Source organism: Pseudomonas fluorescens HK44 (assembly GCF_000217955.3).
GTDB classification, from domain to species: domain Bacteria; phylum Pseudomonadota; class Gammaproteobacteria; order Pseudomonadales; family Pseudomonadaceae; genus Aquipseudomonas; species Aquipseudomonas fluorescens_AQ.
The window spans coordinates 122,388-144,004 of the sequence record NZ_AFOY02000014.1 but is presented as its reverse complement, the minus strand read 5'-3'; the positions used below and the strand labels follow the sequence as shown (position 1 = coordinate 144,004).

Annotated in this window: 21 protein-coding genes and 2 pseudogenes; 10 read left to right on the top strand and 13 right to left on the bottom strand. The window is 59.4% G+C overall.

Going from position 1 to position 21,617, the window contains the following annotated elements; all coding sequences use genetic code 11:
• Nucleotides 1-175: pseudogene (locus HK44_RS29725) on the bottom strand (LysR family transcriptional regulator); the annotation flags it as partial.
• Between the two features lie 15 nt (nt 176-190).
• On the opposite strand from HK44_RS29725, the gene HK44_RS12735 reads away from it, so the two are divergent.
• Entirely contained in the window at nt 191-901 is a 711-nt protein-coding gene (locus HK44_RS12735; protein WP_019693173.1) for a CTP synthase C-terminal region-related (seleno)protein, read from the top strand.
• Nucleotides 898-1,230 carry an antibiotic biosynthesis monooxygenase family protein gene (locus tag HK44_RS12730; RefSeq protein ID WP_019693174.1) on the top strand — a complete coding sequence of 111 codons (333 nt, stop codon included), beginning with the start codon at nt 898-900 and terminating at the stop codon, nt 1,228-1,230. Before HK44_RS12735 ends, HK44_RS12730 begins: the two co-directional genes overlap by 4 nt.
• Here HK44_RS12730 and HK44_RS12725 read toward each other — a convergent pair.
• Entirely contained in the window at nt 1,218-1,547 is a 330-nt protein-coding gene (locus HK44_RS12725; RefSeq protein ID WP_019693175.1) for a DUF2025 family protein, read from the bottom strand. The genes HK44_RS12730 and HK44_RS12725 overlap by 13 nt on opposite strands.
• A gap of 249 nt (nt 1,548-1,796) precedes the next feature.
• On the opposite strand from HK44_RS12725, the gene HK44_RS12720 reads away from it, so the two are divergent.
• On the top strand, nt 1,797-2,924 hold the full coding sequence (locus tag HK44_RS12720; RefSeq protein WP_019693176.1) for a glycerophosphodiester phosphodiesterase: 1,128 nt from the start codon (nt 1,797-1,799) through the stop codon (nt 2,922-2,924).
• Between the two features lie 365 nt (nt 2,925-3,289).
• Here the strand turns inward: HK44_RS12720 and HK44_RS12715 are convergent, their stop codons facing one another.
• The gene (locus tag HK44_RS12715; protein WP_019693177.1) at nt 3,290-4,915 is read right to left on the bottom strand and encodes a methyl-accepting chemotaxis protein; all 1,626 of its coding nucleotides are present in this window, start codon (nt 4,913-4,915) and stop codon (nt 3,290-3,292) included.
• A 279-nt stretch (nt 4,916-5,194) separates the two neighbouring features.
• On the opposite strand from HK44_RS12715, the gene HK44_RS12710 reads away from it, so the two are divergent.
• Nucleotides 5,195-6,217, top strand: a complete 1,023-nt coding sequence (locus HK44_RS12710; RefSeq protein WP_019693178.1) for a transporter — start codon at nt 5,195-5,197, stop codon at nt 6,215-6,217.
• 162 nt (nt 6,218-6,379) lie between these two features.
• On the opposite strand, the gene HK44_RS12705 is transcribed toward HK44_RS12710, so the two are convergent.
• Nucleotides 6,380-7,276, bottom strand: coding sequence for a LysR family transcriptional regulator (locus HK44_RS12705; protein WP_019693179.1), 897 nt, complete (start codon nt 7,274-7,276; stop codon nt 6,380-6,382).
• Nucleotides 7,277-7,397: 121 nt separating this feature from the next.
• Between HK44_RS12705 and HK44_RS12700 the strand changes: the two genes are divergently transcribed.
• Nucleotides 7,398-8,156 (top strand): SDR family NAD(P)-dependent oxidoreductase, encoded by a 759-nt coding sequence (locus HK44_RS12700; RefSeq protein WP_019693180.1) that lies wholly within the window; start codon nt 7,398-7,400, stop codon nt 8,154-8,156.
• 54 nt (nt 8,157-8,210) lie between these two features.
• Here the strand turns inward: HK44_RS12700 and HK44_RS12695 are convergent, their stop codons facing one another.
• Nucleotides 8,211-8,648 (bottom strand): multidrug/biocide efflux PACE transporter, encoded by a 438-nt coding sequence (locus tag HK44_RS12695; RefSeq protein ID WP_024264890.1) that lies wholly within the window; start codon nt 8,646-8,648, stop codon nt 8,211-8,213.
• A gap of 89 nt (nt 8,649-8,737) precedes the next feature.
• Here HK44_RS12695 and HK44_RS12690 point away from each other — a divergent pair, with 89 nt between their 5' ends.
• Nucleotides 8,738-9,592: a LysR family transcriptional regulator gene (locus HK44_RS12690; RefSeq protein WP_019693182.1), complete on the top strand. Its 855-nt coding sequence runs from the start codon at nt 8,738-8,740 to the stop codon at nt 9,590-9,592.
• Nucleotides 9,593-9,691: 99 nt separating this feature from the next.
• On the opposite strand, the gene HK44_RS12685 is transcribed toward HK44_RS12690, so the two are convergent.
• Both HK44_RS12685 and HK44_RS12680 read right to left on the bottom strand, forming a co-directional pair.
• A complete protein-coding gene (locus HK44_RS12685; protein WP_019693183.1) occupies nt 9,692-10,927 on the bottom strand; it encodes an RNA polymerase sigma factor in 1,236 nt (411 codons plus the stop codon).
• 22 nt (nt 10,928-10,949) lie between these two features.
• On the bottom strand, nt 10,950-11,294 hold the full coding sequence (locus HK44_RS12680) for a YciI family protein (protein ID WP_019693184.1): 345 nt from the start codon (nt 11,292-11,294) through the stop codon (nt 10,950-10,952).
• Between the two features lie 234 nt (nt 11,295-11,528).
• Here HK44_RS12680 and HK44_RS12675 point away from each other — a divergent pair, with 234 nt between their 5' ends.
• Entirely contained in the window at nt 11,529-12,014 is a 486-nt protein-coding gene (locus HK44_RS12675) for a GNAT family N-acetyltransferase (RefSeq protein ID WP_019693185.1), read from the top strand.
• A gap of 136 nt (nt 12,015-12,150) precedes the next feature.
• On the opposite strand, the gene HK44_RS12670 is transcribed toward HK44_RS12675, so the two are convergent.
• The 3 genes from HK44_RS12670 to HK44_RS12660 all read right to left on the bottom strand — a co-directional run bounded on the left by HK44_RS12670 (nt 12,151) and on the right by HK44_RS12660 (nt 14,189).
• Nucleotides 12,151-12,648, bottom strand: a complete 498-nt coding sequence (locus HK44_RS12670; protein WP_019693186.1) for a GNAT family N-acetyltransferase — start codon at nt 12,646-12,648, stop codon at nt 12,151-12,153.
• A 323-nt stretch (nt 12,649-12,971) separates the two neighbouring features.
• Nucleotides 12,972-13,460: a GyrI-like domain-containing protein gene (locus tag HK44_RS12665; protein WP_019693188.1), complete on the bottom strand. Its 489-nt coding sequence runs from the start codon at nt 13,458-13,460 to the stop codon at nt 12,972-12,974.
• A 66-nt stretch (nt 13,461-13,526) separates the two neighbouring features.
• Nucleotides 13,527-14,189, bottom strand: a complete 663-nt coding sequence (locus HK44_RS12660) for a LysE family translocator (protein WP_019693189.1) — start codon at nt 14,187-14,189, stop codon at nt 13,527-13,529.
• Nucleotides 14,190-14,418: 229 nt separating this feature from the next.
• Between HK44_RS12660 and alaC the strand changes: the two genes are divergently transcribed.
• Nucleotides 14,419-15,636, top strand: a complete 1,218-nt coding sequence (gene alaC, locus HK44_RS12655; RefSeq protein ID WP_019693190.1) for an alanine transaminase — start codon at nt 14,419-14,421, stop codon at nt 15,634-15,636.
• Between the two features lie 119 nt (nt 15,637-15,755).
• Here the strand turns inward: alaC and HK44_RS12650 are convergent, their stop codons facing one another.
• Both HK44_RS12650 and HK44_RS12645 read right to left on the bottom strand, forming a co-directional pair.
• The gene (locus HK44_RS12650; protein WP_019693191.1) at nt 15,756-17,108 is read right to left on the bottom strand and encodes a GntP family permease; all 1,353 of its coding nucleotides are present in this window, start codon (nt 17,106-17,108) and stop codon (nt 15,756-15,758) included.
• 81 nt (nt 17,109-17,189) lie between these two features.
• A complete protein-coding gene (locus tag HK44_RS12645) occupies nt 17,190-17,723 on the bottom strand; it encodes a gluconokinase (RefSeq protein ID WP_019693192.1) in 534 nt (177 codons plus the stop codon).
• Nucleotides 17,724-17,938: 215 nt separating this feature from the next.
• Here HK44_RS12645 and HK44_RS12640 point away from each other — a divergent pair, with 215 nt between their 5' ends.
• Nucleotides 17,939-18,970, top strand: coding sequence for a LacI family DNA-binding transcriptional regulator (locus HK44_RS12640; RefSeq protein WP_019693193.1), 1,032 nt, complete (start codon nt 17,939-17,941; stop codon nt 18,968-18,970).
• Between the two features lie 200 nt (nt 18,971-19,170).
• The gene (locus tag HK44_RS12635; RefSeq protein ID WP_019693194.1) at nt 19,171-21,081 is read left to right on the top strand and encodes an IucA/IucC family protein; all 1,911 of its coding nucleotides are present in this window, start codon (nt 19,171-19,173) and stop codon (nt 21,079-21,081) included.
• Between the two features lie 78 nt (nt 21,082-21,159).
• Here HK44_RS12635 and HK44_RS30510 read toward each other — a convergent pair.
• A pseudogene (locus tag HK44_RS30510) lies at nt 21,160-21,591 on the bottom strand (methyl-accepting chemotaxis protein); the annotation flags it as partial.
• Nucleotides 21,592-21,617: the final 26 nt, after the last annotated feature.

Below are 21,617 nucleotides of genomic sequence, written 5' to 3'. Positions count from 1 at the left end.
CGTCGACCTTCAACAGTGCCGCCGCCCGTGCCAGAGAGCCACCGCGCACCAACGCGAGAATCAAGGCGAGGTCCGGGTAGTCCAGCTGATAGTGCGTTGATGCATTGAACACTTGGGTAAACGCCACTATTGATTGCGTGAACGCCAATCTATAGTGGGCTCCAGGAATCAACAAGTCTTGGGAGACACCATGCAAACAAGCCCTCAACTGCGTATTGCACTGATCGGTGACTACGACCCAAAGGTCACTGCTCATCAGGCAATTCCCCTGGCGCTGAAAATGGCCGCACAACACGCTGAAGTCGATGTACACCTTGCGTGGCTGGCCACTGACCACATTGACGCAAACACCCGACTGGCTGACTTCGACGGCTTCTGGTGCGTGCCTGCCAGCCCTTACCGCAACATGGACGGCGCGCTGCGGGCGATCCGTTTTGCCCGAGAACAGCAGCGGCCCTTCCTCGGCACCTGCGGTGGTTTTCAACACGCGGTGCTGGAGTACGCGCGCAACGTGCTGGGTTGGACCGATGCCGAGCATGGCGAAACTTCGCCAGACGCCACGCGCGCCGTGCTCACGCCGCTGACCTGCTCGTTGGTCGAGGTCATCGACAGCATCCGGTTGCTTGAAGGCTCCCTGATCGCCAACGCCTACGCGACCACAGAGATTCGCGAAGGCTATCACTGCCGCTATGGGATCAATCCCGCGTTCGAAGAGCAGCTGCTGACACACCGCCTTAAAGCCACTGGCCGCGATTCGGCGGGTGATCTACGGGCCATCGAACTCAGCGACCACCCGTTCTTCGTCGCGACCCTGTTTCAACCCGAGCGCGCGGCACTAGCCGGCACCGTTGCGCCCTTGGTCAACGCCTTTATCCAGGCCTGCGCGAGGAACGCCAGATGATCGCCAACACACCTTCGCCGCCTTACTACGCGGTGATTTTCACGTCACTACGCACCGCCGCCGATCAGGGTTACGAACAAGCAGCACAGCACATGGTCGAACTTGCCCGCAACCAACCAGGGTTTCTCGGCATGGAGTCGGCCCGGGGTGAGGACGGACTCGGCATCACCGTTTCCTACTGGTCCAGCGAAGAAGCAATTCTCGCCTGGAAGCAACACGCCGAGCACAGTACAACCCGCGAACGCGGGCGCTCGACCTGGTATGAAGCGTTTCACACGCGGGTGTGCAAGGTCGAACGCGCCTATGCCTTCGAACGTCAGCCGCTCTGAACCAGACTGCGCAGCGCACTAATCTGCGGTAGATCCTCACGCCGCATATAAGCCCGCAGCGGTTCGGTGATGTTGATCCGGTCATCGATGTTCTGCTCCAGCAGCAAGCGGATCCGGTCGCGCTTGAGGGTCATGGTTTGACCGTCCTCAGGCGTCCAGACGAACTCGCTGGCAGGGATGATCGCGTCGTCTGCGACGTCCATGCCAAAGGCGTCTTCGCTGAAGCGGACGATGTATCGGGCGGTCTTGCGATTGAAACCGACGAAGCCTTTGAGCTGGTCGGCGGCCTGGCAGATCAGTCCGGACGTGATGCGCATGGTAAACCTCACGGGTGCGTCCCGAAGGACGGCTGAACGATGGTTTACACGCAGGGGCGGGATAGCGGATGTTTCGGGATTTCCCTCTGGTGGGGAAATTGCCGGGGTGGATCGTACTGCAAAGGGCTGCACAAAAGCGCGGAAAAAACGCCCCTCACACACGTTAATGTCGGTTTGGCGATAGCGCATCCGGCGCTCAATTGTTAAAAGTAGGTCTTTGCAATCGCTTCTTACGAAAGGACTTCGACAATGCCTGTTACCTATACCAAAAGCGCCCTGTTGCTGAGTCTGATGCTCGGTCTTGGCCAGGCACAGGCTACCAGCCAGCAGAGCCCGACCGCTCTGGCCACTGCCACCGGGATCCCGCACCCGGCAGTGATCGCCCACCGTGGCGCCTCGTTCGATGCGCCGGAATCTACTGCCGCCGCCTACAAACTGGCGCGCGACCTGGGCGCCGATTACCTGGAAATGGACCTGCAACGCAGCAAGGACGGCGTACTGTTCGCCTTGCATGACAACAACCTGCAACGCACCACCGACGTTGCCACCCGGTTTCCTGAACGCAAGGACAGCCCGGCCAACGCGTTCACTATCGCCGAACTTAAAACCCTGGATGCCGGCAGCTGGTTCAACACCGCTCACCCGGATCGCGCACGCGCCAGCTACGCAGGCCTGAAAATCCTGACCCTGGACGAAATCATCGATATCGCCCAAGGCAACCCGCTGCACAAGCCCGGCCTTTACATCGAAACCAAAGAGCCAAAGCAGTTTCCCGGCATCGAGCGCGACCTCAAGGACAAGCTTCAGGACCGTGGCTGGTTGAGCCCGGCCGGTTCCACGCTGGCCAAAAGCGAGCTGACCGTCGGCCAGGGCAAAGGCAAAGTGATCCTGCAAACCTTCGAGAAGAGCAGCCTCGAACTGCTGCAAAAAGAAATGCCGCAAGTGCCGAAGATTCTTCTGCTGTGGGTGGGCGAAGGCAGCATCGAGCCCAAGTCGAAGGTGACCTTCGCCGAATCCGGTGACAAGGATAAAGCCACCTACTACGCCAAACAGGAACCCAAGGACAAAGCCGAATTCGAGCAATGGGTCGACTACGCCAAGGCTCAGGGCGCTATCGGCACGGGGCCTTCGGCAGCGCTGACCAACGGCGGCGATCAAAGCTATTCGGACCTGGTGCAACCGTGGATGAACCAGTACACCCACGACAAAGGCATGCTGGTGCACGTCTACACCATCGACGATGCGGTGGACTACAAGAAGGTCATGGACGCCGGTGTCGATGGCATCTTCACCAACCGCGCCAGCGAACTGCTCAAGTATTACAAGCGCCCGGCAGCGGGCAGCGTTGCGCAGTTGCTTGAGGTCAATGGTTACTAAGTGGTGGCCCGCTATTGATCGCTCCCATGCAGGAGCAGGACCGCCCCACAGGGGAGAGGGAGCAGATCTCCAAGCCTTTCAAAACCCGAGTTCGACTCGGACTTTCAGGTCGATGTAACTCGAAAGAACACCTCGGTCAGTCCCCTCTCCCTCCGGGAGAGGGTTAGGGTGAGGGGTGGTTCTTGAGCCTGGCGACCAGCCCGAAGCATTTCACGGGTGAGAAAGCTCTGCCGTTTCATCAATGACTCGCCCGAATCTGCCGGCCCAATACAGTTAGGGATAACCGAATCATCGACGCGCAACACCCACACTTGAGATCAATCGTGTACCGACACGGTTAGCGTGCCGATACACATTTCAGTGGGCTAGGCGCCAAGACGCGCCGTCACCGCGTTCAATTGCCCCGACAACCCGTGCAGGTTGTTGCTCGCTGCTTCAGTGCGCTGCACGTTGTCCAGATTGGTACTGGCGATGCTGGTGATCTCGGTCAGGTTGCGCGAAATGTCTTCGGCCACCGAGGTCTGTTCTTCAGCGGCCGTGGCGATCTGGCGGTTCATGTCGCGAATCGCTTCCACCGACGCGGTAATGCGCTCGAGCATGGCCCCGGCCTGAGTGACCTGCTCAACGCTCTCCTCGCTGCGCGACTGGCCGCTTTCGATGGCCTGCGCCGCGTCAACCGCGCCGGTCTGCACGCTCTGGATGATCTGGTTGATTTCGATGATCGACGCCGCCGTGCGCTGGGCCAGGCTGCGCACTTCATCGGCCACTACGGCAAACCCACGTCCGGCTTCACCGGCCCGAGCGGCTTCGATGGCAGCATTCAATGCCAGCAAGTTGGTTTGTTCGGCGATACCGCGAATGACCTCCAGCACCTTGCCGATGCGCCCGCTGTCGGTTTCCAGTTGGCGAATGACCGTCGCGGTGTTGGCGATTTCGCCGCGCATCTGGGTGATCGTGTGAATCGTGCCCTGCATGACCTTCTCGCCCTGTTGTGCCGACTGATCGGCATCATCGGCGGCCCGTGCCGCGTCGGCCGCATGACGAGCGACTTGCTGGGCGGTGGCGGACATTTCGTTCATTGCCGTGGCGACTTGATCCGTGCGGTTGAACTGTTCGCTGGTGCCATGGGCCATCAAGGTCGCAATCGAGTTCAACTCACCGCTGGCGCTGTCCAGATCCGAGGCGCTGCGCTGCAAGCGGCTGAAGGTCTCAGCCAGAAAATCGCGCAGCGTATTGGCAGCCACCGCCAGCTTGCCCAGCTCATCCTGACGAGCACTCGCCACCCGTTCGGCAAAGCGCCCCTGGCTCAAGTTTGCGACGTATTCGATCAGCTTGCGGATCGGTTCCACCAGATTGCGGTTGACCAGCCACAGGCTGAGCAAGCCAATCAACAGACTTGAAGCCAGCATCACCAGGATGCCCAGCAACACCGTGCGATCGGCGCTGGCGCTAATCAGCGTCGATTGCTCCCGGCCCTGTTTACGCAACTCGTTGACCAGTTCGCTCATCTGCTCGCTCGTGGCGCGGTCCACGCCTTTGACCGCGTTATCACCTGCCGAAGGATCGGCACCAGCGGCCAGATAAGCCTCCCGCCCTTTTTGATAAGCACTACCGAGCACCCGGTGCGCATCACGCAGGCTTTCAAGGCGGGATTTAAGTGAGGCATCAATGCCCGGTTGACGGGTCAATTCACCGAGAATGTTCTGTACGTCGCCCTGACGGTCCTCGAACTGCTTCCAGTATTTGTCCAGCTCAGCCGGTTGCTTGCCGCGCAACAGGACGTTTTTCCATTCCTGAACCTGAGCCTTGAATTGCAAGTTGGCTTCGTCAATCAGTTGTGAGGTACGTAACGGGCCTTCGATGAGGTTGCGGTAGTCCTGCACCCCGCTGGAGAGTAAGTGAAAACAGGCCAGGGCAATCAGCAATATCGCGATCAGACTGCCGCTCAACAGTGCGAGGATTTGCGCTCTCAGGGATTTTTGCAAAAACATCGAGTGATACTCATGACAGGGATAAGGCTCGCACCGGCAGGGCATGCGAGATGTCCGGACCTCCCTGTCGACAACATGCGGGCCGGACACCAATGTGCCTGAGCCAACGTAGCCGTCATCGGCGCGCGCCGCGGTTTCTTGAAACCGACCCGACCGCCGGTAGAGGCTCTATTACACGGGTCACCAAACCGTCACAAAACCGTCAAACAGCGTTGCCATGATGCCGCTCATGTGAGCCTGTGAAACGTACGACAGGCGCCTCCCCTTCAGCGAGACTCCATGAACCACAGCATCGATCAACGCCACCGCGATTCTGACCTGTTCGGCCTGCTCTACGGTTTCAGTTTTCGCCCCGGCGAACGCGGCCGCGAGATCGATTCGGCCAAGGCGCTGCAGTTGCTGCAACAACCGGGCGCCGAGGACGAGTTCCTCTGGCTGCACCTGAACCTCGCCCACGCCGCGTGCGAGCGCTGGATGAAAGCGCATCTGGAGTTGCCGGAGGAATTTTTCGAAGCCTTGCATGAAGGCTCGCGCTCGACCCGTATCGAGCACGTCGATTCGGCGCTGCTGGCAGTGGTCAACGACGTGGTGTTCAACCTCAGCAGCATGGTGTCGTCAGATGTCTCGACCCTTTGGGTCTGTGCCCGCAGCCGCTTGATCATCAGCGCGCGCCTGCAACCCCTGCACTCGGTGGACAAGCTGCGCTCCTCGGTCAAGGCCGGCGAATGCTTTCGTTCGCCACTGGAACTGCTCGTGCATTTGCTCCGAGACCAGGGCGAAGTGCTGACGCAGATCGTGCGCAAGACCAGCCAAAGTGTCGACCAGATCGAGGATGAGTTGCTGTCATCGCGACTGTCCACCAACCGTGCCGAACTGGGCGCCAATCGCCGAGTGCTGGTGCGCTTGCAACGGCTGCTGGCACTGGAGCCGGGTTCGCTGCTGCGTCTGCTCAACCGTCCACCGCAATGGTTGCAAAAGGACGACGTCAAGGAGCTGCGCAAATCCACCGAGGAGTTCGCGCTGATCATCAACGACCTCACGGCGCTCGGTGAACGGATCAAGCTGTTGCAGGAAGAGATCGCCGCCAACCTCAACGAGCAGAGTAACCGCACACTGTTCACCCTGACTGTGGTCACGGTGCTGGCGCTGCCGATTAACATCATTGCCGGTTTCTTCGGCATGAACGTCGGCGGAATCCCCCTTGCCGGCGACCCGGAAGGGTTCTGGATTCTGGTGGCACTGGTCGCGACATTCACGGTACTGGCCGGGCGCTGGGCGTTTCGCAAACGGGCGGATTATTAAGATCAGCGGCGCGCTCACTCGACAGGCATTTCGTCGAAAAATCAGTGGATCAAGCACTATTTGGTTCAGCGCCCGCAGGATAGGGCTTCAGTTTGTTACCTTGTCCCTCCTCCTCCCTTCAAGTACCAGCAAGCTCGCTCCCACAGGAGGATTTGTCGTTCTTCAGGCTATCGGCTGGATCACCTGTCCCAGCCAGTCCATGAATGCCCGCACGCGCAATGGCAAATGCCGTTGTCGGGCATAGAGCAGCGAAACCTCCATCGACGGTGCGTTGAGCTGCGGCAAGACCGCCACCAGTTCACCGCTGAGCAGGTACGGGCGCATCCCCATCAGCGGCGCCTGGATCAATCCGAAACCACCCAGACACGCAGACTCGTATGCGTCGGTATTATTGACCGTCACACTGCCGCTCATCGGCATTCGACGCAGCGTGCCCTCCTCCTCGTACACAAAACCTTCCGAGCGCGAACCCAGTACGCCGACGTAATGAACCAGCCGATGCTGCGTCAGGTCTTCGAGCCGTTGCGGCACACCATAGCGCTGTAGATAGGCGGGGCTGGCGCAGTTGACCATGGCAAAGTCGCACAGGTGACGAGCGACCACCGATTGATCCGGTTGCGCGCCGACCCGCAACACGCAATCAAACCCTTCGCCAAGCAAATCGACCCGGCGGTCGGTGCTGCTGATTTCCAGTTCCAGATGAGGGTGCCGGGCCATGAATTCGGGCAGGCGCGGCATCACCACCTGACGGGCCAGGATGTTCGGCATATCGATGCGAATCCGCCCGGTCAGCGAGGCCTCGTCCTGGCGAAACAGCCCTTCGATTTCATCCATGTACGACAGCAAATCCTTGCTGCGCTCGTACAACACCAGCCCGTCCTGGGTCGCCTGAACCTTGCGCGTGGTGCGTTGCAGCAGGCGTGTACCGAGCAGGGCTTCCAGGGCCTGGACGTGTTCGGAAACAGTGGAACGGGGCAAGCCGAGGCTTTCGCCCGCGAGGGTGAAACTCGACATTTCGCTGACCCGGACGAAGGTGCGCAACAGTTCCAGCTTGTTCATGGGGCAAACTCTTTATTGTTCGGTAATTCCGACCAGTGATTCCGATTTAAGGCTGTTTATCACCTAAAGGCGGATAAATAAACTTTCTCCCATCATCACTTACTGCTCTGGAGAACGTCCCATGAACCGCAAAATTGCATTGATCACCGGCGCCAGCCGTGGCCTCGGCAAAAGCACCGCCCTGCACCTGGTGACTCAGGGCATCGACATTATCGGCACCTACAACAGCCGCGCCGATGAAGCCCAGGCACTGGTCGCGCATATCGAAAGCCTTGGTGGTCGCGCCGTCATGCTGCAACTCGATGTCGGCCGGAGTGAAAGTTTCGGCGCCTTCACCACAGAGGTCGGGAAGGTCCTGAAAAACCACTTCGAGCGCCAGCACTTCGACTTTCTGATCAACAACGCCGGGGTCGGCGTGCATGCGAACTTCGCCGACACCACCGTCGAGCAGTTCGATCTGCTGATGAACATTCATCTGAAGGGGCCGTTTTTCCTGACCCAGAACCTGCTGCCGCTGCTGAAAGACGGTGGCCGGATCATCAATATTTCCAGCGGCCTGACTCGCTTCAGCCTGCCGGGTTACGGGGCTTATGCGGCGATGAAAGGGGCGATGGAAGTGCTGACGCGCTACCAGGCCAAGGAACTTGGGGCGCGCAACATTGCGGTAAACATCCTGGCACCGGGTGCCATCGAAACCGACTTCGGCGGCGGTGCGGTACGCGATAACGCGGATATCAATCAACTGGTGGCCAGCAATACGGCACTGGGTCGCGCCGGCAAACCCGACGACATTGGTGCCGCCATTGCACTGCTGCTGACGCCGGGCAGTCAGTGGATCAATGGACAGCGGGTCGAAGCTTCGGGCGGGATGTTTTTGTAATCAGGATCAAAAGATCGTCCGAAGGCTCGGCTCGCGTTCGGACGATCTTTGCGTTTACCCCTCACAAGACTGGCGCATCAACAACCGCTCACGCACCCCGTCATACGCCCAGTGGTAGAGGTAGGTGTATGGCAAAAAGAACAGCAACACACCGATGTCCAGAATCAACGCCTGCAACAGGCTGACGTTCAGCCACCAGGCAATCAGCGGCACACTGACCGCTACCAGCCCCCCTTCGAACAGCAAGGCGTGCACGACGCGGGTTGCGGCGCTGGGGGTAAGCGCCAGGCGCTTGAGCAGACGGTCGAACAGACCGTTGAACAACACGTTCCAGGCCAAGGCGATCAGACCGATGGCAATGGTCACGGCGCCCATCTCGACCATCGGTTTGTCCATCAGCCACGCCAGCAACGGTGTACACAACATGACCGCCAGCAGCTCGAAAGCAATGGCCTGAAAAACACGTTCGATAAAGGATTTGTTGGTGCTCATCATCAAACTCCCTGGGTGAATGTGGTTGCCATCATCGACCACCACACCGATACTTCATAACCAGTAACCATCGATCAAGGCGATAGTTCATGGCCTCACATGAAGTGCTGCTGGCGTTCGTCCAGGCAGCGACCCAAGGCTCGTTTTCTGCAGCGGCGCGCAAACTCGGCAAGAGCCAGTCGACCATCAGCGCGGCCGTTGCCAGCCTGGAAATTGACCTGAACGTGACACTGTTCGATCGCAGCAGCCGCAAGCCTGGCCTGACCTCCGCCGGGCATGTCATGCTGCAACGCGCCGAAGACATTCTGGCCGCCACCAGCCGCCTGGAAATGACCGCCGCGCAACTGTCCCGAGGCGTTGAGGCGAAGCTGACGGTGGCGATTTCCGACACCTACCAGTCCGATCGTTTTGAAGCGGCATTGAGTGACTTCGATCAGCGCTACCCGGACCTCGAACTCGAATGCCTGATTGCCGAGTGCGACGATCTGATCGCTCTGGTGCAACGCGGGCGCGCGCATATTGCCTTCGCCGAAATGCAGTCCGACTACCCGGCCGACCTGAACAGTGCGACGGTCGACGAGCGCACGGAAATTGCCTTGTTCGTGTCGACCGAACATCCGCTGGCGGCGCTGCAAAACGTCGACAAGGAAACGTTGCAGCAACACCGCGAATTGCGCCTGGCGACCATCATCAATCCCTACGAAACCCGTGCCCAAGGCCGAGTCTGGTCGGCGCCCAGTTACCTGATGCTGCTGGAAATGGCCCAAGGCGGTTTTGGTTGGGCGCCCTTGCCGCGCTGGCTGGTCGGGCGTTTTGGTGCGGGCTCGTTGCAAGAACTCAAGGTCCGCGGCTGGCCAAAACCGGTGTCGGTCGACGCGCTCTGGTCACGGCTGCATCCGCCGGGGCCGGCGGGAAGCTGGTTGTTGGCGAAGATGCTGGAGTGAAACACGACGTTGAGCACCCCTCGTATCCTCATCCATATACGGATACGGATACGGATACGGATACGGATACGGATACGGATATGGTATGAGGTGCGACCATCATTTGAGCTCAGTCAACCGCCGCTCGATAAACCGTCGCTCAGGCTCTTGCCGAGTCAGTTCAAGGGCGCGCAAATAAGCCGCCCTCGCCTCTTCAACACGTCCCAGCTGCCGACAGAACTCGGCGCGCGCCGAATGAGCCAGGTGATAGTCGAGCAGTTCGCCACGGGCAAGAATCCCTTCAACGACCGTCAACCCGGCCAGCGGCCCGTCGCGCCGGGACAGTGCCGCCGCACGATTGAGTTCAATCACCGGCGAAGGCTGCACCCGCAGCAACACGTCATACAGCCCGACAATTTGCGGCCAGTCGGTTTGCTCCGCCGTTGCAGCTTCGGCATGCACCGCCGAGATCGCTGCTTGCAGACAATAAGGTCCAAAGCCACGCGTGCTCAACGCGCGTTCGATCAAGGCAGAGCCTTCGGCAATCATCTGGGTATTCCACAGCGAACGATCCTGCTCATCGAGCACGATCAATTCACCCGACGCCGAGGTTCTGGCCGGGCGTCGCGATTCATTGAGCAGCATCAGCGCCAACAGCCCCCTCACTTCGGCCTCCGGCAACAGCTCCATCAGCAAGCGCCCAAGCCGGATCGCTTCGCGGGTCAGGTCTTCGCGGGTCAGCTCGCTGCCGACCGATGCCGAATACCCTTCGTTGAATACCAGGTAAATCACCCGTAACACGCTGTCGAGGCGCTCGGGCAACTCGGCAACGGAAGGCACTTGATAGGGGATTTTTGCGTCGCGGATTTTGCTCTTGGCGCGCACGATGCGCTGAGCAATGGTGGACGGTGCAACAAGAAAGGCCCGGGCGATTTCCTCTGTGGTCAGGTCGCAGACTTCGCGCAACGTCAACGGCACCTGCGCATCCGCCGCCAGGGCCGGGTGGCAGCAGGTGAAGATCAGCCGCAAGCGATCGTCTTCCACATCTTCAGCACTCCAATCGGCCTCTTCGAATGCTTCCAGCTGTGCCACCAACGCCGCTTGGGAAGCGGCAAATCGCGCCCGACGGCGCAAACCGTCAATGGCCTTGAAACGCCCGGTCGACACCAGCCACGCGCGCGGATTATCGGGCACGCCGTCACGCTGCCAGCGTTCGACCGCGACAAAGAAGGCTTCATGCAAAGCCTCTTCGGCGAGGTCGAAATCCCCCAGCAAGCGAATCAACGTGGCGAGGATGCGCCGCGATTCATTGCGATAAACCGTCTCGACCAGCGCCTTGACCGACTCGCCCGGCATCAACCCGACAGACCTGTGGTCATCAACGATTCAACTCACGGACGGGGCGCACTTCAACGCTGCCGACCCGGGCCGCCGGGATGTTGCCGGCGACCTGAATGGCCTCGTTCAGGTCCTTTGCATCGATCAGGTAGAAGCCGGCCAGTTGCTCCTTGGTTTCGGCGAACGGACCGTCGGTGATCGACAACTTGCCGCCGCGCATACGCACCGTGGTGGCGGTCTGAACGGATTCCAGCGCCTCGGCGGCGAGCATCCGGCCGCTGCCCTGAACCGACTCGGCGTAGGCCACGCATTCAGCGTCCTGGGGGCTGTCGGGCGAGGTATGCAGGCGCTGTTCGTCGCTGTAGACCAGACATAGGTATTTCATAAGACTCTCCATCATCAGGCTGATCAACTATGGCTGCAGAGTGAGCATTTGGCGAAAATCCCGACGATCAGGATTACCGCTGGAACAGCGTCTGAATATCAGTGGGCTTTTTGTGTGAAGACACCCTTAGTCGTTTGGCGACAGGCCAAATCGACCGCTCAAATAAAATAAATGTCGAACAGGCAAACTGGCTAAAATCCGCAGTCCACCTTTGTCGGAATACGGACACCGCCAGTGACGACCCAACTCGTTCCCTACGAACAGCTGACACCCGCTCAATGCCAGCAACTGGAAGCCATTGAGATCCTTGACCGGCAGAAGCAATTCTCCGGCGATATCGACATGGCCTTGCACACCTTGTTGTCAGCACCGCGTGACGGCATCAAGGGCTTCGCCCTGCTCGTCGACGAGATTCCCGTAGCGTTCCTGCTGCTCAAGCGTCCGCCGTTCCTGCCGCACTGGGCTGACGAAGACACCGCAACCCTGCACGCGCTACAGGTCGATCACCGCCACCAGGGCAAGGGTTATGGCAGCGCCCTCCTGCAAGCCCTGCCACTCGCTGCGCGTCAGGCCTGGCCAGACATCAAGGGGCTGGAACTGTCGGTGGATGCACACAACGAATCGGCGCTCGGGCTCTACCTCAAGCAAGGCTGGGTCGACAGCGGCAACGCCTACAAAGGCCGGATCGGTTATGAGCGGCGCATGGCCCTGGCTTTCTGAACTCTCGATAACCCTTCATGGATGAAGTGAACAATGCTGACCACTATCGAGCAACTTGAAGCGATTGACGCAGCCTCGCAGGCTCGACAGCTGCTACGAGAGTAGTCGTACATCGCATTTCGACGTTGGGTGGCCGTTACAGATCCAGCGCCATTTCATGCCAGGCCATGCCGCCGTGGTCGGACGCGGATGCGTTGAGGTAGGCAAACCCAAACCCGGCATACAGCGGTATGTGCCGCTCCTTGCACATCAGGTTGATACGGACTTTGCCCAAATCGCGCATGCGGACAATGAACTCGCTCATCAAGCGCTTCGCCAGGCCCTGCCCCTGAAAGTCCGGGTGTACCACCACCGACATGATCACCACCTGCGGGCCATCCGGGTCATGGCCGATCATTTCCTTGAAAGCCTCATCCGCCATTTCTACCTGATACGCCGCCCCTGAATTGATAAACCCGGCGACGACACCCTCGACCTCGGCCACGATAAAACCTTGCGGCCAGGTGGCGATGCGCGTGGCGATTTTCTCGCGAGTGGCCGCTTCATCACCTTCATACGCCTGGGTTTCGATGGCAAAGCAGCGATCAAGATCAGCCGGCGTGACCTGGCGAATGACGGTTTCGAGGGAGTTCATGGCGTGACCCGGTCAGCGAAAAAGAGGGAGCGAATCATAAATTAATAAGGACGGCATATCGATCATCTGCACGCCCGTAAAGCCTTCGTATAACGGCTTTCTTTCGCACAAGGTTCGGGCTATTGCTTGTCCCTGTCCCTGACCTAAAGAGGGAAACTCGCCATGAGTAGCGTTCAGATCGGCCTTCTTATGCTGTTCACCATCAGTGCTTTTGGCTTTATCACGCTGTTGATCGACGTGCTGCGAGCGCGGCGAATCAGCACAGACAAATAGTGCAGATACCGAGTGGCGGCGGCGCTTGAGTGCGCCGCCTCTCAACCCGTTCAGGCCGTTTTGAGCGGCACCCAGATTTCCAGCACACCGGTATTGAGTTTCGGGTTGAAGTCGTCGCTGTAGCGTTCGAACTCCGGGGCATCGGCGGCCTCGTAACCCGACTTTGGCAACCAGGTTTTCCAGATGTACTGAAAGGTTTGCGGCAGGGTGTCCAGCGCACCATCGTGCTTGAACACCGCATAGTGCTGAGGCTGTATTTCGATCCAGCGGTAGAGTTCTGGCAAGTCATCGAGCTTGCTGATTTCGACACCCGCGATGTACTCAAAACCACCTTTACCGTCCGGGTTGCAGCAGACGCCATAGGTAACCTCCCCGATCTGCCCTGGAACGTTACCGATGTGCGGTACGAATTTCTCCCAGAGCTTGGGAATGCCTTCGGTGGTGTCCGCGCCAAACCGCCCACCAAGTCCTGCGACCAGCAGAAAATGCCCCGTTTCGAAGCGCGGCTCGGCGAGTTCGCCATTTTTTGGGTCATCCATGAATCAACTCCTGCAACTGAAGGTGGGTTCGGCTGCAAGTATAGAAGCCAAACCGGATTCCCCCAGTCAAAGGCCCGGAAGTTCTGCAACCGCCGCTGGGAGTATAAACTCCTGATAACCAGAAACGATCACGTAGACCGCGAAATAGCAGAAGATCGCTGCAGATGCGAGGTAAGAGTAGCGCAGCAGCTTGTCACCCAGGAGCTTGCCGCCCTGGGTCGCCGCCAGGCACAGGGCAACACACCACAGCAGCCCGGCGCAAAAGAACCCTGCCAGAAACAGTGCGGCATTGGTCAGGCTACCGCCCCCGGAACGGGCAATCAGCGTACCGCCGACGGCGGCGAACCAGAGAATCGCGCTAGGCGACGACATTGCCAGAAAAATCCCACGGAAAAACTCCCGCCGATGAGAACCGGCACTGACCTCACCTGCCTGCGCCAACACGGCGCTGTGATGAATCGCCGAGTAAATCATCTTCGCCGCGAAGTACAGCAGCAACGCCGAACCACCGACCCACAACACCCAGCGCACCGCCGAGTACTGCAACAGCACCGTCATGCCGGCCAGCGCCAGCACCGCGTATACGAGGTCGCCGACGCAGGTGCCGAGCCCCAGTGCAAAACCTTGAAAATACCCGCGTTGCATGGCCAGTGTGATCATCGCAATGTTGGCCACGCCGATGTCCAGGCACAGCGAAAGGCTCAGTAAAAAGCCGCTGGAAAACTCCATTTTTCATCTCGTTTAAAGGTGGTAGTCGAGTAAGTGCCAACGTCTGCAAGAAGCGTGCGCCCGCTGGCTGATAGCAAAAATTTGCGCGTGCGATCAACCGGCCCATGGAAAATAGTTGAACCTCGCCACTAGACAATCGGCCATCAGCGCCCTTATCTTCCGCCACAGGCCACCGCAGTGGCCAGCGTCGCTCGGACGGTTCCGGGCGCTTACGTTATTCGAGGCAACAATGGCCGAACACGGTTCGCCGCGCCGCTTTGCGCGCATAGATCGACTCCCCCCTTACGTATTCAACATCACTGCCGAGCTGAAGATGGCCGCCCGTCGTCGTGGCGAAGACATCATCGACTTGAGTATGGGTAATCCCGACGGCGCCACTCCGCCACACATCGTGGAGAAACTGGTGACCGTTGCCCAGCGCGAAGACACCCACGGCTACTCCACCTCCAAGGGTATTCCGCGTCTGCGCCGGGCGATTTCCAACTGGTACAAGGATCGTTACCAGGTCGACATCGATCCGGAAAACGAAGCCATCGTCACTATCGGTTCCAAGGAAGGCCTGGCGCACTTGATGCTCGCCACCCTCGACCAGGGCGACACCGTGCTGGTACCGAACCCGAGCTACCCGATCCACATCTACGGCGCAGTGATTGCCGGCGCGCAAGTGCGCTCGGTGCCGCTGATCCCCGGTGTGGACTTTTTCGCCGAGCTGGAACGGGCCATTCGCGGCTCGATCCCGAAGCCGAAAATGATGATTCTCGGTTTTCCGTCCAACCCGACCGCGCAGTGCGTCGAACTGGATTTTTTCGAGCGGGTAATCGCTCTCGCCAAACAATACGACGTGCTGGTGGTGCATGACCTCGCCTACGCCGACATTGTCTACGACGGCTGGAAAGCACCGTCGATCATGCAGGTACCGGGCGCCAAGGACATCGCGGTGGAGTTTTTCACCCTGTCCAAGAGCTACAACATGGCCGGCTGGCGGATCGGTTTCATGGTCGGCAACCCGGAACTGGTCAACGCCCTGGCACGGATCAAGAGCTACCACGACTACGGCACCTTCACTCCGCTGCAAGTGGCCGCCATCGCCGCGCTGGAAGGTGATCAGCAGTGTGTCAAAGACATCGCCGAGCAGTACCGGCAGCGTCGTAACGTGCTGGTCAAAGGTTTGCATGAACTGGGCTGGATGGTCGAAAACCCGAAAGCCTCGATGTACGTCTGGGCCAAGATTCCTGAAGCCTACGCACACCTGGGCTCGCTGGAGTTCGCCAAGAAACTGCTGGCCGAAGCCAAGGTCTGTGTGTCGCCGGGGGTTGGGTTTGGTGAATACGGTGACGACCATGTGCGCTTCGCGCTGATCGAAAACCAGGACCGGATTCGCCAGGCAGTACGCGGGATTCGCGGGATGTTCCGGGCGGATGGGCTGGTCGCCAAATCTAACGCCTGACACATAACAATGTGGGAGCGAGCCTGCTCGCGAAAGCGGTCTGACAGTCAACATCATCGTTGAATGTCAGGTCCTCTTCGCGAGCAGGCTCGCTCCCACATTTGTTTTTGCGGTGTACGTTAGACGAACAACGACAACAGCAGGATGAAGCCCAGGGCCACGACGGACAGGATGGTTTCCATCGCGGTCCAGGTCTTGAAGGTTTCGGCTACGGTCATGTTGAAGTACTGCTTGACCAGCCAGAAGCCTGCGTCGTTGACGTGCGACAGAATCAATGACCCTGCGCCGGTGGCCAGCACCAGCAATTCGCGGTTCACGCCCGGAATCATCCCCACCACGGGCACCACAATGCCCGCTCCGGTAATGGTCGCCACGGTCGCGGAACCGGTCGCCACGCGGATCACCGCCGCAACCAGCCAGGCCAGCAGGATCGGCGAAATTTGCGCGCTCACCGCCATGTGACCAATCACATCGCCCACACCGCTGGTCACCAGCATCTGTTTGAAGCCACCGCCGGCACCGATGATCAGAATGATCGCGGCGGTCGGCGCCAGGCTGGCGTCGAGCAGTTTCAGAATCTGCTTGGAGCCAATGCCCTGACGATGCCCGAAGGTGTACAGCGACAGCAGCAGCGCCAGCAGCAAGGCCGAGATCGGGTGACCGATCATGTCCATCCAGGTACGGAAGAAATGCCCGTCCGGCAACGCAATGTCGGCAAAGGTTTTCAGCAGCATCAGGAACACCGGCAACAGCACGGTAACCAGCGTGATGCTGAAACTTGGCAAGGTGCTGGAGTGAGGCTCGCGAGCCAGTTGATCCACCAGTTCCTGGTTAGGATGGCCAGGGATGTACTTGGAAATGAACGTGCCATAGATCGGGCCGGCAATAATAGCGGTCGGCAGGGCAACGATCAGACCGTAGAGAATGGTTTTACCGATGTCTGCACCGAACACCCCGATGGCCAGCAATGGACCCGGGTGCGGCGGAACCAGACCGTGCACGGCAGAAAGGCCGGCCAGCAACGGGATACCGATCTTGATGATTGAAATACCGGTGCGCCGGGCAACGATGAACACCAGCGGAATCAGCAGCACAAAGCCGATTTCGAAGAACAGCGGAATGCCGACCAGGAAGGCCGCAAACATCATGGCCCATTGCACGCGTTCTTTGCCGAACGCGCGAATCAGGGTCTGGGCGATCTGATCCGCCCCACCCGACTCGGCCATCATCTTGCCAAGCATGGTGCCCAGCGCGAGGATGATCCCGACAAATCCGAGTACCCCGCCGAAGCCGTCCTGGAACGCCTTGATGATGGTGCCAATCGGCATGCCCGAGGTCAGCCCGAGAAAAGCTGCGGCGATGATTAATGCAATGAAGGGATGTAGCTTGAACTTGGTGATCAGGACGATTAATCCAATCACGGTGATCACTGCATCAAGCAGCAAAAACGACTCGTGGGACATGCCAAACATGGGGGTATCTCCTGTTTGTTCTTGTTATTGAAGCGGGTTATTCAGAAGCCGTCAGGACAGCGCTATCTCTTGAGGCAACACTCAGCCGGCGAGTTTCAAACCATGACTGAGCCACCAGGCGTGGGCCTGCCGGGCGAGCTCATCGACACTATGCTTGGAGGCATCGAGCGCCAGGGTCAGTGGCTCGCCAATGGGGGATTCGAGGGTCGCGAACTGGCTGGCGATCAAGGTCGACGGCATGAAATGCCCCGGACGATGGGCCACACGATCGGCGGCGACTTCAGGGGTCAACTCAAGGAACACGAAACCCAGGCCCGGCAAGGCGCTGCGCAAGCGTTCACGGTAACTGTGCTTGAGCGCCGAGCAGGTCAGCACCGGGCGTGCGCCCGAGGCATCGACACGACGCAACTCCTCGCACAGGCTGTCGAGCCAGCCGGCCCGGTCGTCGTCGTTGAGGGGAATGCCCGCGCTCATCTTTTCGATATTGGCGGCAGGGTGAAAGGTATCGCCTTCAATGCCGGTTGCGCCGCTGAGCAGGCACAGGGCTTCGCTGACGCTGGACTTGCCGCAGCCGGCTACGCCCATGATGACCAGGGCGGTGATGGGTTGACTCATGTAACACCTCAGCGCGCAGACAGCGCTACCTTTGCTACGTGAAACTCTAGTGCAAAAGCAGGCATTGCCGACGCCTTCTTGTCATTTTTATGGGTTGCAGCACGTTCTTTCCCAACGCCAAAAAGCAGGGATCAGGCAAACCCTGCTCAAGCATTTGCAGCCGCATCGAGACAGCGCTACCTTAGTGCCTTGAATTTTGTTTGGCAAGCTGCCCGATGACCTCCACTAAAAACGATAAAAATACCCGCACCACCGGCCGCCCTACCCTCAACGAAGTTGCCCGTCTGGCAGGTGTGAGCCCGATCACCGCGTCCAGGGCCTTGCGCGGTATCAGCACCGTCGCCACCGAACTGGTGGAAAAGGTCCAGCAGGCCGCGCTCGAACTGAACTACGTGGTCAACCCTGCCGCCCGCGCCCTGGCCTCGGCCCAGAGCCATTCGGTGGTGGTGCTGGTGCCGTCGCTGTCGAACCTGCTGTTCATCGAAACCCTTGAAGCCATCCATCAGGTGCTGCGCCCCAAAGGCTTCGAAGTGCTGATCGGCAACTATCACTATTCCCGTGATGAAGAAGAAAACCTGCTGCGCAACTACATGGCCTATCAGCCAAGAGGGTTGCTGCTGACCGGTTTCGATCGCACCGAAAGTGCCCGCCGGATGATCGAGACCAGCAATATCCCCTGCGTCTACATGATGGACCTGGACCCGGGCGCCGGCCTGAACTGCGTCGGCTTCTCGCAATTGAGAGCCGGTGAAACCGCCGCACAACACTTGATCTCTCGCGGGCGTCGGCACCTGGCCTACATCGGCGCACAACTCGACCAACGCACCTTGCTGCGCGGCGAAGGCTTCCGGCGTGCATTACAGCAAGCAGGCCTGTACGACCCGGACCTTGAATTGCTGACACCACGTCCCTCTTCGGTGGGCCTTGGCGGCGAATTATTCCTGCAGATGATGGCCACTCACCCACAGGTCGACGCCATTTTCTTCGGCAACGACGACCTGGCCCAGGGCGCCCTGCTCGAAGCCATGCGCCACGGGATCAAGATCCCCGAACAAGTCGCCGTCCTCGGCTTCAACGACTTGCCAGCCTCGGCACACATGGTGCCGCGCCTGAGCAGCATCAGCACCCCGCGTGAAGCCATCGGCCGCCGTGCAGCCGAGCACATGCTGATCTTGATGGCCGGCAACTCAGTGGCCAACCCGGTGCTGGACATGGGTTTCGAGTTGAAGGTTCGCGAGAGCACATAGGTGTTGGTGCAGGCTGCGGTAGCGTCAAGGAACAAAGGTCGCAGCCTGGTAAATCCCCCCTGAAAACCTGCTCTCGGACATTCCCGCCAACACCCTGGGATGCGTCTTACAGATTTGCCGGAAATGCTTGCCATCGATTTTTTTGCGCTTGTCATAGCCTGTTTGGAGCTGCTTTTAATCGCCCCAAGGAGTCTTATGTCATGCACACGGACCCGCAAAAACAGCAAGGGTTACTCTCACGCTGGAGCGAAGCCCTGGCGACCGAGGCATTCACGTCTCGCCGGATAAACCTTGGCCATCTGGCCGATACGCTCGAACCCAGCACCCGCGCAAGCTTTCAGCGTTTGTTGCAAGCGCTGCTGCGCGAAGGCCTGCTCAATCCCCAAGCCCTGCAAGCCAAGGGCTCGATGCACTGGCTCACGCTGCTCGATGGCGCCCGGCTGTGCTTCGAAGGACTGATCCCCGCGCGGATGAACAGCTGGGACCTGCAAGGCAGCATTACTGTGCATCGCTCTGAATGCCCGGTACAAAAGCTGTTGTTTCCTTCACAGTTGCTGAGCCTGCTCAGTGCGCAACTTGACCCATTGCCGTCGCCCGAAGTGCTCGTTCGCCTGGCCGAGGAGCTCGACGACAGCTTCTGCAACGCCACCTTGAGTCAGGCCTTTCACCACGGCTGGAGCCGACAGCTTCGCGAGCAGTTCAAGCATGCCGATGACACCAACTTACTGGCCTGGCTCCGAGGCCCACCCACCCACCCGAACCCGACATCAATGCTTGAGCAATGGGGCTCGTTGGGTCATCCCTGGCACCCGAACTACAAGACCAAGCTTGGCTTGAGCCCCTCCGAGGTCATTGCGCTTTCACCGGAATTCGAAGCCTGCGTGCCCGTCGTCCTGTGCGCTTTGCATCGGCAATGGGCTCACGTCGAATCATTGAGCGAACCCGAGCATTACCGCGACTGGTGGCAAGGGCATTTCCCGCTTGCGGCCGAGCAATTGATCGGGTGTCTGCGGGCCAGCGGTCTGGACCCGGATGACTACCTGCCCCTCCCCGTCCATCCGTGGCAAGCCGCAGAGGAGCTACCGCGCTCGTTTGCTCGCGAGATGGCCGACCGCGTACTGGTCGTGACCACCATCATTGCGTTCACCGGTCAGCCGACCATGTCGTTTCGCACCCTGGCGCCCAATGCAAACCGCAGTTCACCGATGGTCAAGCTTCCGGTGGCGCTGCGACTGACCAGCGTGCAACGCACCCTCTCACCACGCTCCGCACGCATGGGGCCAAGGGTCAGCGGATTGTTGCTGCGAATACTCGAGCAGGAGCCGCAGATTCGAGCCGTGTTGAACATCGTGCCGGAACGTATCGGCGTGCATTACGCGCAGCAACCGGCGGATGACCAACGCTCCCGGCACCTGGCGGTGCTTTACCGGGACAACCCATTGAACTTGTTGCAGCCGGGTGAAATGGCCGTGCCCGTTGGCAGCCTGTTCGCCCTGGATGAACATGGACAACCATTACTGCGCCAGTGGGTCAGGTTGGCCCAAGAAGGCGACGGCAGACCGGAACTGCTGCGTTTTTTCCGTGACTACCTATCGATCGCCGTTCCCGGATTGCTCGGTCTGTACCTGATCTACGGGGTCGCGTTCGAGGCGCACCAGCAGAACAGCTTCATGGTCATGAGCGCCGAGGGACAGTTGAGCCGACTGATGGTGCGTGACTTCGGCGACATTCGGATTCACCGCCAGACCTTGCACCGGCAAGGCCTCGACCTTCAGTTGCATGACCCGCAAATGACGCTGTATGACGATGCGGACTTCGTGCGCGACAAACTCCTGCACACCACCTTCATGTGCCATCTCGGGGAGCTGGTTCTACTCTGCACCCGGCATTGGAAGATGCCGGAAGATGCACTTTGGAATGAGTTGGCCATTCAGGTCGGTGACTGCTTTGACCACCTGCGCGAACGGGTCGAGCCACAGCGCTGGACAATCGAGCGTCTGGCCTTGTTGAAACAGGACTGGCCGGCCAAATCGTTCATGCGTATGCGCTTGCTCGACAGCGCGCTCGATATCGTGGGTCGTCTGAGCAACCCGCTTCGTGTGCACTCGTAAATAGTCGCTAGAACGACAAAAAGGATTCTCGATCAAGTAATAACACTCGATCGAAGATCCTTTCAGTTGCATGACGTTTTAACCCAGTTGCAATGTCGAGTTGAACTGACTGATGGCGTCTACCACATGCCGTGAACCCTGCTGAATTTCCAGGATCACCTCGCCCGCTTCATTGGCCAGTTCCACGCCAAGTCCAGTACGACTCAAACTTGATTGCATGCTCGACACTGCACTCAAGGACAAGTCGTGGTTCTTGCGTACCACTTCTACAATTTCCACGGTTGCATGGCTGGTACGTGCCGCCAGGCTACGCACCTCATCGGCAACCACCGCAAAACCTCGCCCATGTTCGCCAGCCCGCGCAGCCTCGATAGCGGCGTTGAGTGCCAGTAGATTGGTCTGATCGGCGATACCGCGAATGGTCTGAACAATGCTGCCGATGACGTCGGACTGTTTGCTCACGGCATCAATGCTGAGGGCGGCCTCGTTGAGATCCCTGGAGATCTCTTCGATGATCTGCACCGTCTGCTGCACCA